Annotated in this window: 12 protein-coding genes; 9 read left to right on the plus strand and 3 right to left on the minus strand. The window is 67.0% G+C overall.

Features of this window, described 5'->3' with window-relative positions:
* Window positions 1–138 precede the first annotated feature (138 nt).
* Window positions 139–1452 carry a replication initiation protein gene (locus FG154_RS06805; RefSeq protein ID WP_145105777.1) on the minus strand — a complete coding sequence of 438 codons (1314 nt, stop codon included), beginning with the start codon at window positions 1450–1452 and terminating at the stop codon, window positions 139–141.
* 574 nt (window positions 1453–2026) lie between these two features.
* On the opposite strand from FG154_RS06805, the gene FG154_RS06810 reads away from it, so the two are divergent.
* From FG154_RS06810 to FG154_RS06820, 3 genes are all read left to right on the plus strand, one after another.
* The gene (locus tag FG154_RS06810; RefSeq protein ID WP_011910604.1) at window positions 2027–3433 is read left to right on the plus strand and encodes an AAA family ATPase; all 1407 of its coding nucleotides are present in this window, start codon (window positions 2027–2029) and stop codon (window positions 3431–3433) included.
* Window positions 3411–4496 (plus strand): ParB/RepB/Spo0J family partition protein, encoded by a 1086-nt coding sequence (locus FG154_RS06815; protein ID WP_145105780.1) that lies wholly within the window; start codon window positions 3411–3413, stop codon window positions 4494–4496. The genes FG154_RS06810 and FG154_RS06815 overlap by 23 nt, the downstream gene beginning before the upstream one ends.
* A gap of 314 nt (window positions 4497–4810) precedes the next feature.
* Window positions 4811–5008 carry a YqaE/Pmp3 family membrane protein gene (locus FG154_RS06820; RefSeq protein ID WP_011910602.1) on the plus strand — a complete coding sequence of 66 codons (198 nt, stop codon included), beginning with the start codon at window positions 4811–4813 and terminating at the stop codon, window positions 5006–5008.
* 40 nt (window positions 5009–5048) lie between these two features.
* Here FG154_RS06820 and FG154_RS06825 read toward each other — a convergent pair whose 3' ends face one another.
* On the minus strand, window positions 5049–5909 hold the full coding sequence (locus FG154_RS06825; protein ID WP_145105783.1) for a MurR/RpiR family transcriptional regulator: 861 nt from the start codon (window positions 5907–5909) through the stop codon (window positions 5049–5051).
* Between the two features lie 144 nt (window positions 5910–6053).
* Between FG154_RS06825 and FG154_RS06830 the strand changes: the two genes are divergently transcribed.
* The 5 genes from FG154_RS06830 to FG154_RS06850 all read left to right on the plus strand — a co-directional run bounded on the left by FG154_RS06830 (window position 6054) and on the right by FG154_RS06850 (window position 12319).
* A complete protein-coding gene (locus FG154_RS06830; RefSeq protein WP_145105786.1) occupies window positions 6054–7028 on the plus strand; it encodes a TAXI family TRAP transporter solute-binding subunit in 975 nt (324 codons plus the stop codon).
* 78 nt (window positions 7029–7106) lie between these two features.
* Window positions 7107–9743: a TRAP transporter permease gene (locus FG154_RS06835; RefSeq protein ID WP_145105789.1), complete on the plus strand. Its 2637-nt coding sequence runs from the start codon at window positions 7107–7109 to the stop codon at window positions 9741–9743.
* A 21-nt stretch (window positions 9744–9764) separates the two neighbouring features.
* A complete protein-coding gene (locus tag FG154_RS06840) occupies window positions 9765–10190 on the plus strand; it encodes a universal stress protein (RefSeq protein ID WP_145105791.1) in 426 nt (141 codons plus the stop codon).
* A gap of 3 nt (window positions 10191–10193) precedes the next feature.
* Entirely contained in the window at window positions 10194–11522 is a 1329-nt protein-coding gene (locus FG154_RS06845; protein ID WP_145105794.1) for an aspartate aminotransferase family protein, read from the plus strand.
* Window positions 11519–12319 carry a 3-keto-5-aminohexanoate cleavage protein gene (locus tag FG154_RS06850; RefSeq protein ID WP_145105797.1) on the plus strand — a complete coding sequence of 267 codons (801 nt, stop codon included), beginning with the start codon at window positions 11519–11521 and terminating at the stop codon, window positions 12317–12319. The genes FG154_RS06845 and FG154_RS06850 overlap by 4 nt, the downstream gene beginning before the upstream one ends.
* Window positions 12320–12405: 86 nt before the next feature.
* Here FG154_RS06850 and FG154_RS06855 read toward each other — a convergent pair whose 3' ends face one another.
* Window positions 12406–12738 (minus strand): DUF3140 domain-containing protein, encoded by a 333-nt coding sequence (locus tag FG154_RS06855; protein WP_145105800.1) that lies wholly within the window; start codon window positions 12736–12738, stop codon window positions 12406–12408.
* Between the two features lie 270 nt (window positions 12739–13008).
* Between FG154_RS06855 and FG154_RS21025 the strand changes: the two genes are divergently transcribed.
* Window positions 13009–13182, plus strand: coding sequence for a hypothetical protein (locus FG154_RS21025; RefSeq protein WP_186312305.1), 174 nt, complete (start codon window positions 13009–13011; stop codon window positions 13180–13182).
* Window positions 13183–13234: the final 52 nt, after the last annotated feature.

Here is a 13234-nt window from a genome sequence, read left to right on the forward strand (position 1 = left end):
GAGGCGCTATCTAGGGAACCGCAAAAAAACCCGCAAGAGGAAAAGTGAGAGAAGCTACGATTTTTCGTGGAACCCATTGAAAAATATTGAGATTGGCCTCGAATATGCGGCTGTCTCCGCCCCCTGCCCCACCGTTCCTCAGGCAGCGAGATCGTCGAAGATCCCCGGTTCCAGCTCCTCCCAGAAGGCAAAGATCGCACGCGCGTTGAGGGCGGATCCCCAACCGTGCCTGGCAAAATCCTCGCGCTCGAGCTCGCCTTCGAGGCGCCGCAGGAAGAGCCGGCGGTCCGCATCACGCTGAGTCGGATTGCGCGACTCGGCCACCGCCCGCACCCTCGCCATCCGCTCGGCCCGTTCCCTCCGCTCGGCGGCGATGGCTGCTTCGCGCAGGGCATCGGCCCGCGCCTGCTCATCCTCGGCCACCTTCCGGCGCGCGAGCGCCTCGACCGCCTGCGGAGAAGGTTCGGGCGCCGAGGGAACCGCGTAATCATCCCTCAGGGCCGCCGACAGATAACGGACGGGGCTGGCCACCCTGCCCTGCCCCGCCACATAATCGAGCTTCTCTGCCACATGGGCTTCCCCATGTTCCGCAATCCACTGCCTGGCGAGCCGGTCTCCGACGCCCACCTCGATCAGCCGCTGGTAGGTGCGCGAGCTGCGCACGGCCTCGCCATCGTCGATCGAGAACATGGCAAGCTGCGGATTCTCCTTGATCAGGAACCGTATGTCGGTGACCGCGCGCGCCATCTTCCGAAACTCGGGCGTGACGATGATGTTCGAGCTCTTGTTCACCTCGGCGACTGCGGGCTTGATGATCTTGGCGTTCAGTTGCTTGAAGTTCTCGTAATAGGCGCTGTCGTCCACGCCCATCAGCCGCCGGAAGATGTCGACCGGCCACCAGCCCGTCGATCCGGTGCGCACGAAACGGAAGCAGTTCTCGTAAAGCGCGAGCGCGTGGCCCGAGGTGAACCTGCGCTGGATGTTCAGGTTGATGAGAGCGAACACCTTCGGATCGTGCAGCTTCTCGGCCAGGGCGGGCGAATAGGCATATTCGCAGACGCCGCCGGAAAGTTTCGCATAGGAGAGCAGGGACGAGACACCCCACTCCTGCCGGCCCTTCTGGTCGAGCATGTCCCACTCGGCGACCGTCTCGGCGAGGCTGCGCAACGAGGCCTTCAGCGTCTCCATATCGTTCGAGTTGTAGCCGATCATCAGGCAGAGCGTGCGCGCATCGATCGAATGCTTGGGCCGCGTGATCAGATGATCGTAGGCGTTCAGCAGAAGGACGTTCGACAGCTTGCGCTGCAGAAGCGTGAGCTTTCCCGACACATGGATCGCCGCCACGTTCTTCTTCACCGACTCGCGGCGCAACGCGCCGGTCAGCGCCTCTCGCGGGATCTCCATGAGGGCGCGATCGGTCGCCCTGCCCCGGCCAGCGGTCTTCTGCGCCATGCCCTGCCTCATTCTGCTCGGACCCTATCATGCCGGAAAAGGAACCCCGCCTCAAGCCGGCGCAAGGTACCATTGGGAGCGAGCCTCGGCTCCTGCAAACGGGTCCCTTTCGGAGCCCGGAACGGCGGTCAAGGCACCAATCTACGGGATGGGTGGGTCGCGATGTGCCCTCATCTGGCTCCCTTCATGGCCTTCGCCCCCCTGAAGCACCGAATCATCGCGAATCTGAACCGCATACGGGTCCGTCCGAGCCCGGAATCGGATACCCCGGCACCCGAGAACGGGTTCCTTCCGTCCTGCATCCGGGTACCGCAGGACCTGAAAACAGGTACCTCTTTGGCTGTAACCGCCTGATAATGAACAATTCCGCTGAGGCAAAGACTCTCAAGTTCTGAAAGAACAGACAAGCTTTGACGTCCATTTTCTGTCTAAGGAAAGGAGCCTGAGGCCCGGTTTCGCCCGCGAAACCTCCTCGTCGTGGCCCGCGTCCGAAGCAGGTTCCCGCCCCGCGCGTGATGTGCCATAGTTTCGGCAACAGGCAACCAAACACGAGACATCGAGCAGAGAGCCGCACATGAACCGCAAGACGGACCTCCCGTTGCCGCCTTACTTCAACCTCGATCCGGCGAACGCCGCGTCGAAGCTGGGCAAGCCGGTGGACACCACACGATTCGCCAAAGCCGCCGCCTTCTGCGCGCGCGGCAGAGATGACCTCGCGCGCAAGGGATATGCGCCTGACGGCAAGAAACGGCTGCGCAAGTTTTCGACCTGGGAGATCTGCCGCTATCTGATTCCCGTGGCATCGTCGCACCTGCGCAGGGTGCTGCGCAACAATCCTGACCTTCCGCAAGGCGAAGGCGAGGGCGGAGCCAAGTGGTTCACGCTGGAAGAGGTGATCGCGCTGCGAAACTTCTTCGCCGAGGAAGGCGCGGCGAAGAAGGAGTATCGCCCCTACCGACCGAAGGGCCTGCCGGCCAAGGTGGTGGCCGTCGCGAACTTCAAGGGAGGCGTCGGCAAGACCTCGACGGCGGCGCATCTCGCCATGTCGGCAGCCCTCGACGGCTACCGGGTGCTCGTGATCGACCTGGATTCCCAAGGCTCGATGACCTCGATCATGGGAGGAAAGGTCGCCGATGAGTGGCAGACGGTCTTCCCGCTTCTGGCCAAGGACTATGCGCTTCATGTGCAGGAGGAGAACGAGGTCCGCGAGGCCAAGGGCGAAGCCCCCCTGCCCCTCGACGAGACGTTGACCGAGGCGCTGAAGATCACCGCCTCCGACGTGGTGCAGAAGACCCACTGGCCCAACATCGACCTGATCGGCGCGCAGCTGAACCTCTACTGGGCCGAGTTCCAGGTGCCCGTCTGGAGGATGATGCTTCGCCGCTGGCCCTTGTGGGACGCTCTGACGGGTTTCCTGGACCGCGAGGGCCTGTTGCGTGACTACGATGTCATTCTGCTCGATACCCCTCCTGCACTTGGGTACCTTACGATCAATGCCCTCGCGGCAGCGGACATCCTGCTGGTGCCTCTGGGCGCCTCCTTCCTTGAATTCGACTCCACCGGGCGCTTCTTCGACATGCTCTATTCGACCTTCGCCTCGATCGAGGACGGTGAGAACGCGGCCCGCCGGGCTGCGGGTCTGCCCGAGATGAAGTTCGAGTGGGACGTGGTGCGCGCGCTCATCACCCGGTTCGATGCGAACCAGCAGACCGACCTCGCCAATGTGGTCCAGGCCTACTTCGGCGACTTCATGAACGCCTACCGTCAGGACTTCACCGCGCTTGTGGGCCAGGCGGGCGAGCAGGTGAACGGGATCTACGAGGCCGACTACCGGGACTTCAACCGCGAAACCTACGTGCGCGGCCGCGAAACGTTCGACCGGACCTACGCGGAGTTCAAGGAGATCCTGATCGGATCCTGGTGGCGCGATCAGGCAATGGAGCAGAAGGAGGCGAAGAATGGCGAAGCGCAGACGGCTTGAGGCGCCTTCGGCCGAAGAGCTTCAGGAGCTTGAGACAGGTTTCGCCCGCGAAACCCCCGCCAGCACCCGGCCGCCGATCGCGCAGGTTGCCGCCGACGCCGCGGCGCTTGCGGCGCCCCTGCCCGCGGCCGAGCGCGCCGCGGCGGCCAAGGACAGCGCGGACGCCTCGAGGCTGCGCCGCGCCGAGGCCGAAGGGCTCCTTCTGCTCGAGATCCCTTTGTCCGAGATCCGCGCGGATGACCTGACACGCGACCGGCTGAAGATCGACGGCGAGGAGATGGATGAGCTGCGGTCGTCGATCCGCACGCACGGTCTGCGACTGCCGGTCGAGGTCTTCGAGCGGCCGGAGGGGCAGGGGGAGCGTTACGGGCTCATCTCGGGCTGGCGGCGCCTCTGGGCCATGCGGTCGCTTCATGCCGACACCGGCGACGAAACCTATGGCCGGATCCGCGCCCTCGTCCGCCGGCCGGCCGATGTGTCCGCGGCCTACGTTGCGATGGTCGAAGAGAACGAGATCCGCGCCGATCTCTCACCCTACGAGCGCGGCCGAATTGCGGCTCTGGCGGCGGGGCAGGGCGCGTTCGACTCTGTGGAAGAGGCGGTGGACGTGCTGTTCGGCTCTGCCTCCAAGGCAAAGCGGTCGAAGATCCGCAGTTTCGCACTGGTTCATGAGGAACTCGGCGATCTGCTGGCCTTCGCGCCGACGCTGGGCGAGCGGCCGGGCCTGAGGCTCGCCCATGCGCTGCGCCTCGGCTATGCCGGCGCATTGCGCGAGGCGCTGGCCACGGGGCGGGGGCAGGATCCCGAGACGGAATGGGCTCTCCTTGAGCCGCTGGTGAAGGCCGCCGAGGGCACGGCTCCCGATCCGTCGCGCGGGGGGCGGCCAGCCCGTAAACAGGTTCCTTTGGCTGCAGCGGTGCAGGTGGAGCGTCCGGCGGACGGGCGGGGCTTCCTTCTCAGGGTCGAGGGCGAAGAGGTGGACGAGGGCCTCGCACAGCGCCTTGCGCTGGAGTTGCGCAAGATCCTCGCGTCCGGCAAGGTTTCGCCGGCGAAACTTCGGTAGCGGTGACCCCCGCAGACCGTTCAGAAGAGCAGTGGACAAGCCAGGCGCCAGATTGCACACTCTGCTGAACGGTCTTCCTGCCTGAGCTACGGCAATCGTGGGGCTTCCGAGCGCGGCATGCAGGGGCAGAAAGACGTTGCCGTTCCAAAGGTTGCGATTTTTACCGCCATTTTTCGCGGATTTTGCGCACTACTCCGAACGATGCAAAAGTCCCTGCCTGTTTCGCCGCGAAACCGCGTGGGCGGCGATGCGTGGCGGGGTGGAAACAGACCTCGGCCTTCCTACATAAGGTGCCCAGACACAAGGACATCACCATGCGCCTCATCCTGGCCATCCTGCTTCCGTGGCTCCAGTTCTTCACGATCGGCCGTCCCTTCGCGGGCATCATCTGCCTGATCCTGCAACTGACCTTGATCGGCTGGCTGCCCGCGGCGATCTGGTCCGTCTATGCGCTCAGCCAGTACAAGACGGATCGCAAGATCGAAGAGGCGACTCGGCAGCGGCGGTCGTGACCCCACGGGGCAGGTATCGCCGCGAAACCTGCGCCGCCGTTCAGCGGCCGGGAATATAGCCGCCGAACCTTTCCATGCGTCCCTCGAAGGCAAGCAGGCGGGCCGCGGCATCGGGGGAACGCGCCGCCATCGCCGACAGAAGCAACTCGACAGCGATGAAGGCGGAGGTCAGCGAGGGCATGATCTGAGGCCCTGACATGGGCAGCCGCACCACCTTCCAGGCGTCCTGCGCCAGCGGCGAGGAGTGACTGTCGGTCAGGGCCAGCACCCGCGCGCCACAGCCCCGCGCCACATGGCAGGCCCGCACCACCTCGGCCGAATAATGCTCGTAGCTGATCGCCACCACGATGTCCTCGGACGTGGCGGCCGAGACCTGATCGAGCAGCGCGCCCGGCGTCACCGGCACCTCGATGAAGTTCGAGAAGGCCCGCGCGCCGACATACGAGAAATAGTGCGCGATGCCGAAGCAACTCCGCACGCCGATCGTATGAACGCGCCGCGCGAGCAGGAGGGGTTCGACGCAACTCTCGAGCAGCTCCGTCCCCTCGGCCGAGAACAGGGCCTCGACATTGACGAGGTTCGCGGCCAGCGCCTCTTCCCAGATGTCCGCGCCCGAGCGGTGGCGCAGCGCCTGCGCCCGTTCCCCGTAGCGGCTGTTGCGTCGCTGCACCACCTCGCGCACGGCCGCGCGAAAACTGTCGTAGCCGTCGTAGCCCAGTTCGCGCGCGAGGCGGGTGACCGTGTTGGGATTGGTGCCCGCCTGCGCCGCCAGGCTGCGGATCGAGTTGAAGGCCACCGCCGCGAGGTTGTCGAGCAGCCAGAGCGCAAAGCCGCGGAGGATGGGCGCGTCGCCCGATGCCACGCGCGCCAGCGCCTGCCGGATCTCGGTCTCCTGCTGCATGCGTTCGCGCCCTGCCTCCCTGTCCGCCCACAAGCGTTGCCAGGCAAACCTCCCGGCAGGACAATTCATTTGCATTGTCCTTCGCCGGGAAATATCACGATTGCATTACCCCATCGAGGCCAAGACCAACAGGAGGAAAACAAGATGAGAACAGGGAAACCTGCTCTGGCCGGTGCCCTTGCGGGGGCGCTCGCCATACTGGCGGCGCCGGCCCTCGCCCAGGAGAATTTCATTTCGATCGGAACGGGTGCCGTGACCGGCGTCTATTATCCGACGGGCGGCGCGATCTGCCGGATGATGTCGCGCACGCGCGCCGAGCACGGGATCCGCTGCGCGGTCGAGAGCACGGGCGGCTCGGTCTACAACGTCAACGCCGTCCGCTCGGGCGAACTCGAGTTCGGCGTGGCGCAGTCCGACGTGCAGTTCAAGGCCCTCGAGGGCGAGGGCACCTTTGCCGAGCAGGGGGCCTATCCCGAGCTGCGGTCGGTCTTCTCGCTGCACCCCGAGCCCTTCACCGTGGTGGCCCGCGCCGATGCCGGTGTTGCCAACTTCGAGGATCTCAAGGGCAAGCGCGTCAACGTCGGCAACCCCGGTTCGGGGCAGCGCGACACGATGGAAGTGCTGATGGGTGAGCTGGGCTGGACGATGGGCGACTTCACCCTGACCTCCGAGCTGCAGGCGGGCGAGCAGAGCCAGGCGCTGTGCGACAACAACATCGACGCGATGGTCTACACCGTGGGTCACCCCTCGGGCTCGATCCAGGAAGCCACGACGGCCTGCGAGGCGGTCCTGGTGAACGTGGCGGGCGAGGCGGTGGACAAGCTCGTGGAAGAGCACCCCTACTACCGCAAGGCCACGATCCCCGGCGGGATGTATCGTGGCAATGCCGAGGACGTGCAGACCTTCGGTGTCGGCGCCACGCTCATCACCTCGGCCAATACGCCGGACGATGTGGTCTATGCGCTGGTCAAGGCGGTCTTCTCGGACATCGAGCAGTTCCGCGGCCTCCATCCGGCCTTTGCCGAGCTTGATCCGGCCGAGATGGTCAGCGACGGTCTCTCTGCCCCCCTCCATCCGGGCGCCGAGAAGTACTTCCGCGAGGCGGGCCTCATCCAATGATCCCGCGGGCCTGAGGGCCCCGGATCACCGGGCCGTCGCATGCCAGGGCTGCGGCGGCCTTTCGCGCAGGAGGGACGCATGACCGACGAGAGCCAGCAGAAGAGTGGCCGCAGCTTCACCGACGAGGAGCTTCAGGATCTCGTCGCGAGCACCGACAGCGGAGGCCGAAACCCCTCGAACCGGATCGTGGCGATCCTCATTGCCACTACCGCATTCCTGTGGTCGCTGTTCCAGCTCTGGATCGCGCAACCGCAACTGTGGTTCGGGCAGTATCTGCCGGTGCTGAACTCGTCCCAGACCCGGCCGGTGCATCTTGCCTTTGCGATGCTGCTGGCGTTCCTCGCCTATCCCGCGCTCAAGTCCTCGCCCCGTGACAGGGTGCCCATCCTCGACTGGGTGCTGGCCATCGCGGGGGCGGGCTGCGCCTTCTATGTCTTCCTCTATTCCCGCGACCTGGCGGCGACGGCGCGGGCGGGTCTGCCCACCCAGACGCAGATCATCGTGGGCGCCGTCGGCATCGTGCTCTTGCTCGAGGCATCTCGCCGGGCCCTCGGGCCCGCCCTGACCATCGTGGGGGCGATCTTTCTCCTCTACGCCTGGATGGGGCAGGGATGGCTCATCCCCGACATCATCGCCCACTCCGGCCTCTCCTTTACCGCCATCGTCAACGCGCAATGGCTCGACACGAACGGCGTCTTCGGCATCCCGCTGGGGGTCTCGACAGCCTTCGTCTTCCTTTTCGTGCTGTTCGGCGCGCTGCTCGACAAGGCAGGCGCCGGCAACTACTTCATCCAGCTGGCCTTTGCGGGGCTCGGCGCGCTCAGGGGCGGGCCTGCCAAGGCCGCGGTGGTCGGCTCGGCCATGACCGGCCTCATCTCCGGCTCGTCGATCGCCAACGTGGTGACGACGGGCACCTTCACCATCCCGCTGATGAAGCGCGTGGGCTTCTCGTCCGAGAAGGCGGGCGCGGTCGAGGTGGCCTCGTCGGTCAACGGCCAGATCATGCCGCCGGTCATGGGCGCGGCGGCCTTCCTGATGGTCGAGTTCGTCGGCATCTCCTATGTGGAAGTCATCAAGCACGCCTTCATCCCGGCGGTGATCTCCTACATCGCGCTGGTCTATATCGTGCATCTCGAGGCGCTGAAGCGGGACATGCCGGCCCTTGGGCCCGCAGCCAACCTCGGGCGGATGTTTGCCCGGATCGCGGCCGGCTTCGTGGTGACCGGCCTCGCCTTCACGGGCCTCGTCTGGGCCATCCAGGCCCTGCGCGGCGCGGCGCCCGGCATCTCGGACTGGGTGGTGCTGGCGGTGCTTGGTCTGGCCTATGTGCTCATGGTGCGCACCTCGGCCCGCCGGCCCGATCTGGCTCTCGATGATCCGAACGCGCGCCAGATCCGGCTGCCGACCGTGGCCGAAGTCTTTCCGACGGGGCTGCACTACCTGCTGCCGATCCTCGTCCTCGTCTGGTTCCTGATGATCGAGATGCAGTCGCCGGGCAAGTCGGCCTTCTACGCCGTGGCCGTCATGCTCTTCATCATCGTGACCCAGCGGCCGCTCAAGGCGCTGTTCCGGGGCGAGAACACGGTGCAGGCGCTCCGGGCGGGGTTCGGCGACCTGATCGAGGGGATGATCGCCGGAGCGCGCAACATGATCGGCATAGGTGTTGCCACCGCCGCGGCCGGCATCATTGTGGCGACCGTCACCAAGACCCCGATCGGAACCGAGCTGGCCGGCCTCGTCGAGATGCTCTCGGGCGGCCACCTCTTCATCATGCTGCTGCTGGTGGGCCTGTTCTCGCTGGTCCTCGGCATGGGGCTGCCCACGACGGCCAACTACATCGTGGTCTCCTCGCTGATGGCCTCGGTCGTCGTGACGCTGGGCGCGCAGGAGGGGCTCATCGTGCCGCTGATCGCGGCGCACCTGTTCGTCTTCTACTTCGGGATCATGGCCGACGTGACCCCGCCCGTGGGCCTCGCCAGCTTTGCCGCCGCGGCGGTCTCGGGCGGCGATCCGATCAAGACCGGCTTTACCGCCTTCTTCTATTCGCTGCGGACGGCGGCGCTGCCGTTCCTCTTCATCTACAATCCCACGCTCATCCTCTACGGGGTCGATCTCGGCACCTGGGCCGGACTGCTTCAGGCCGCCGGGATCTTCGTCGTGGCCACCATCGCCATGTTGCTCTTCGCGGCGGCGACGCAGGGCTATTTCCTCTCGCCCTCGCGCCTGTGGGAGAGCGCGGCGCTCCTCCTCGTGGCCTTCACCCTCTTCGTGCCCGGCTTCTGGCTTGACCGGATCATGCCCCGCTTCGAGGAACGCCCCCCGACCGAACTGGCGCAGGCCTTCGATGCCGCCGAGCCGGGCGAGACGGTGCGTTTCGTAGTGTCCGGCCCCGACTTCACCACCGGCCGGCCCACGCGCCTGACGGTGGTCCACACGATCGCGGAAGAGGCACCCGAGACGGGCCGGGCCGAGGCCGCAGGCCTGTTTCTGCTGCCCGAGGAGGGCCGGCTCTACATGGACGAGCCGATGTTCGGCACCGACTACCAGCAGCGGCTGCAGGGCTTCGACTTCTACGGGGCCGAGCGGGTCGAGGTGACCGCGCTGCAGAGCCCGGCGGACCGTCCGCCGAAGCAGCTCTTCTACATTCCGGCGCTGCTGCTTCTGGGGCTCGTCGTGGCCCTCCAGCGGCGGCGGCAGACCAAGCCCGCGTTCTGAGCGCGCATCGAGGAGAAGATCATGGCACGGACCATCCTGCTGCCCGTCGATCTGGGAAATCCGCCCGCCAACACCGCGGCGCTGGCCGAGGCGCTGAAGCTTCTCGAAGCGGGAGGAAGCCTGCACATCGTCTCGGTCCTGCCGGACTACGGCTATGCGCAGGTGTCGGGCTTCTTCCGGCAGGGCTACGAGCAGGAGGCGCTCAAGGCGCTCGGAAAGGCGCTTGCCGCCTGGGTGGCCGAGGCGGTGCCCGACGAGGTGGATGTCCACCCCCACGTCCTGCACGGAACCGTCTATGACGAGATCCTGCGCGCGGCCGGCAAGCTCGGCGCCGACCTCATCGTGATCGGCGCCCATCGCCCCGAACTCAGCGACTATCTCCTCGGGCCGAATGCCGCGCGCGTGGTGCGGCACGCCCGCCAGTCCGTCTATGTCGTAAGGAACTGACCCATGCCCGGACATGTCTTCGGCCGCTCCACCCGGGGCAGCCTTCCCACGGCCGTGGCCGGCGACGGCTGCTACCTCGTCGATGCCGAGGGGAGGCGCTACCTCGACGGGTCGGGCGGGGCGGCGGTCTCCTGCCTCGGCCATTCCAACGCGCGGGTGCGGGCGGCGCTGCACGACCAGCTTGACCGGATGGCCTTCGCCCATACCGGCTTCTTCACCTCCGAGCCGGCCGAGCGGCTGGCCGACCGCCTCGCCGCCGCCGCGCCCGAAGGGATCGAGCGGGTCTATCTGGTCTCGGGCGGCTCCGAGGCTGTCGAGGCGGCCCTCAAGCTTGCACGGCAGTATTTCACCGAGCGCGGCCAGCCGCAGCGGCACCGCGTCATCGCACGGCGGCAGAGCTATCACGGCAACACGCTGGGCGCGCTGGCCGCAGGCGGCAACGAGTGGCGCCGGGCCCAGTTCGCGCCCCTTCTGGTCGAGACCTCGCACATCTCGCCCTGCTACGAATACCGCGGGCGGGCCGAGGGCGAGAGCGCCGAGGCCTACGGTCTGCGCGTGGCCGACGAGCTGGAGGCCGAGATCCGGCGCCTCGGCCCCGAGACCGTCATGGCCTTCGTGGCCGAGCCGGTGGTGGGCGCCACCGCCGGCGCCGTGCCCGCGGTGCCGGGATATCTCCGGCGCATCCGAGAGATCTGCGACCGGCACGGGGTTCTGCTGATCCTCGACGAGGTCATGTGCGGCATGGGTCGCACCGGCCATCTCTTCGCCTGTGCCGAGGACGGCGTTGCGCCCGACATGATCACCATCGCCAAGGGGCTGGGCGCGGGCTACCAGCCGATCGGGGCGCTGCTGGTGCAGGGCCGGATCTATCAGGCCATCGCCGACGGCTCGGGCTTCTTCCAGCACGGCCACACCTACATGGGGCATGCGATGGCGGCGGCGGCGGCCAACGCGGTGCTGGACGAGATCGAGGCGCGCGGCCTGCTGTCGGCCGTCCGCGTGCAGGGGGGGCGGCTCGACGCCCTCCTGCACGAGCGGCTCGGCCAGCATCCGCATGTCGGCGACATCCGGGGCCGCGGTCTCTTCCGCGGCGTCGAACTGGTTGCCGACCGCGACAGCAAGGCCCCCTTCGACCCGGCGCTGAAGCTTCATGCCCGGGTCAAGGCCGAGGCCTTTGACGCCGGCCTCATCTGCTACCCGATGGGGGGCACCATCGACGGGGTGCGGGGCGACCACATTCTTCTCGCTCCGCCCTTCATCATATCGGACGCCGAGATCGAGGAACTGGTCGAAAAGCTCACCCTCGCCATCGACCGGGCGCTCGCGGCATGAGTCCCGACCCAGCATCGGCAGGTCTGCCCCGCATCATGCTGGCGCCGAACGGGGCGCGGCTCACGAAGGCCGACCATCCGGCGCTGCCCGTCACGATCCCCGAGATCGTGTCCGCCGCACTCGCCGGTCGGGCGGCAGGGGCGGACGGTCTGCACGCCCATGTGCGCGACGCCGAGGGACGGCATGTTCTGGACGCCGGTCTCTACGCCGAGCTTCTGGCCGAGCTTGACCGGAAGACCCCCGGATTTCCGGTGCAGGTGACGACGGAGGCCGTGGGCATCTATTCCCCGGCCGAGCAGCGCGCGCTGGTCGAACGGCTGCTCCCGCGCCTCGTCTCGATCGCGTTCCGCGAGATTGCGGCCGAGCCCGACGCCGATGTGACGCGCCGCTTCTTCGCCTTCTGCGCCGAGGCGGGATGCCATGTGCAGCACATCCTCTATGATCTCGAGGACATCGCCCGCCTTGTGGCTGCGGTGGACGAGGGCACGATCCCGCGCGAGGGGCTGGCGGTCCTGCTCGTGCTGGGCCGCTACACTCCGGGACAGGTTTCCGTGCCCGCCGATCTCGATCTGCCGGCCGCGGCGCTGCTTCAGGCCCTTCCGGCGGCCGACTGGGCGGTCTGCGCCTTCGGCCCGCGTGAGACGGAGTGCCTTGTCGCCGCGCACCGTATGGGGGGCAAGATGCGGATCGGCTTCGAGAACAACCTGCTGCAGTCCGACGGCCAACCGGCGCCCGACAACGCCGCCCGGGTGGCGGAACTGGTGGCGGCGCTCCGCTCGGACACCGCACAAAGCTGACGTGTGCGCGGGCCTCGTGAGGTCACCGATCAGGTTCGCAGGAGCGCCGGCTCGATCCCGACGGTTTCCGCCTCGATGAGGCCGGATCACTTCAGCGGGTCATGGCCCCAGTTCATCAGCGAGTAGCGCCAGCGCGAATGGTCCTTGTCCTCCGCGGGGCCGCCCTGCGCCTTGTGCCGTCGGATGTAGCCCACGACACGGCCCATGTGGCTCCAGTCCTCTTGCGAAAGCTCGGACTTGCGCTTGTGCTTGATCTCCACGATGCGGCGACCCGAGCGGTGGCCGGTGCTCTCCCCGCCGCCTTCGCTGTCTCCCACACTCCGGCTTTCCCCTGTCTCGAGCCAGCGTTCCAGCTCCAGCGGCGTCATGTTCACGAGCTGCTGCCACTCGTCCCAGATCTCGTCGTTCGACTTGGTCATTCCGGCTCCTCCCTCGCAAGAACAGGGTCGAGCCGGCCAGGGTTCCCCGCGCAAGACGGCTAACCGGTCTCTGGCGGCAATCCGCGCGAGCACGGTCAGGCTTTCCGCATGCGGGGCGGCGACGGTCGGCCGCAGTCAACTCTGGTTGCTCCAGGGGTGGCGCGGGTCGAAAAGGAAGGGAGAACCGGCTTGATGCCGGACAATGACAGATCCGCCGCCGGGCCGAATGGTGAACGCACGGCTGCGGGCAGCGGGAAAGGATAGAACCTCATGCTGATCCTGATGCAACTTCTCGTCGCGCTCCTGATCGCGCTGGCGGTCTTTCTCGGGCTGATGGCGGCCACGGCCGCTCCGCCCGTCATCCTCGCGCTGATCGCAGGATTGGCGGTGGCCATCTACATGGCGCGCCGGGCCGAGACCAAGGCCCTGCGGCTGCGTCGCTAGGAGTCCGTTCGGATGGCCGTGGCCGTGCAGGGTGGGTCGGTCTCCTGAAGGG

The organism is Cereibacter sediminicola, assembly GCF_007668225.1.
Classification (GTDB): domain Bacteria; phylum Pseudomonadota; class Alphaproteobacteria; order Rhodobacterales; family Rhodobacteraceae; genus Cereibacter_A; species Cereibacter_A azotoformans.

What these genes read in the sequence shown, in the direction of transcription:
- FG154_RS06805 (WP_145105777.1), bottom strand. Translation starts at nt 1,452, where the DNA reads ATGGCGCAGAAGACCGCTGGCCGGGGCAGGGCGACCGATCGCGCCCTC.
- FG154_RS06810 (WP_011910604.1), top strand. Translation starts at nt 2,027, where the DNA reads ATGAACCGCAAGACGGACCTCCCGTTGCCGCCTTACTTCAACCTCGAT.
- FG154_RS06815 (WP_145105780.1), top strand. Translation starts at nt 3,411, where the DNA reads ATGGCGAAGCGCAGACGGCTTGAGGCGCCTTCGGCCGAAGAGCTTCAG.
- FG154_RS06820 (WP_011910602.1), top strand. Translation starts at nt 4,811, where the DNA reads ATGCGCCTCATCCTGGCCATCCTGCTTCCGTGGCTCCAGTTCTTCACG.
- FG154_RS06825 (WP_145105783.1), bottom strand. Translation starts at nt 5,909, where the DNA reads ATGCAGCAGGAGACCGAGATCCGGCAGGCGCTGGCGCGCGTGGCATCG.
- FG154_RS06830 (WP_145105786.1), top strand. Translation starts at nt 6,054, where the DNA reads ATGAGAACAGGGAAACCTGCTCTGGCCGGTGCCCTTGCGGGGGCGCTC.
- FG154_RS06835 (WP_145105789.1), top strand. Translation starts at nt 7,107, where the DNA reads ATGACCGACGAGAGCCAGCAGAAGAGTGGCCGCAGCTTCACCGACGAG.
- FG154_RS06840 (WP_145105791.1), top strand. Translation starts at nt 9,765, where the DNA reads ATGGCACGGACCATCCTGCTGCCCGTCGATCTGGGAAATCCGCCCGCC.
- FG154_RS06845 (WP_145105794.1), top strand. Translation starts at nt 10,194, where the DNA reads ATGCCCGGACATGTCTTCGGCCGCTCCACCCGGGGCAGCCTTCCCACG.
- FG154_RS06850 (WP_145105797.1), top strand. Translation starts at nt 11,519, where the DNA reads ATGAGTCCCGACCCAGCATCGGCAGGTCTGCCCCGCATCATGCTGGCG.
- FG154_RS06855 (WP_145105800.1), bottom strand. Translation starts at nt 12,738, where the DNA reads ATGACCAAGTCGAACGACGAGATCTGGGACGAGTGGCAGCAGCTCGTG.
- FG154_RS21025 (WP_186312305.1), top strand. Translation starts at nt 13,009, where the DNA reads ATGCTGATCCTGATGCAACTTCTCGTCGCGCTCCTGATCGCGCTGGCG.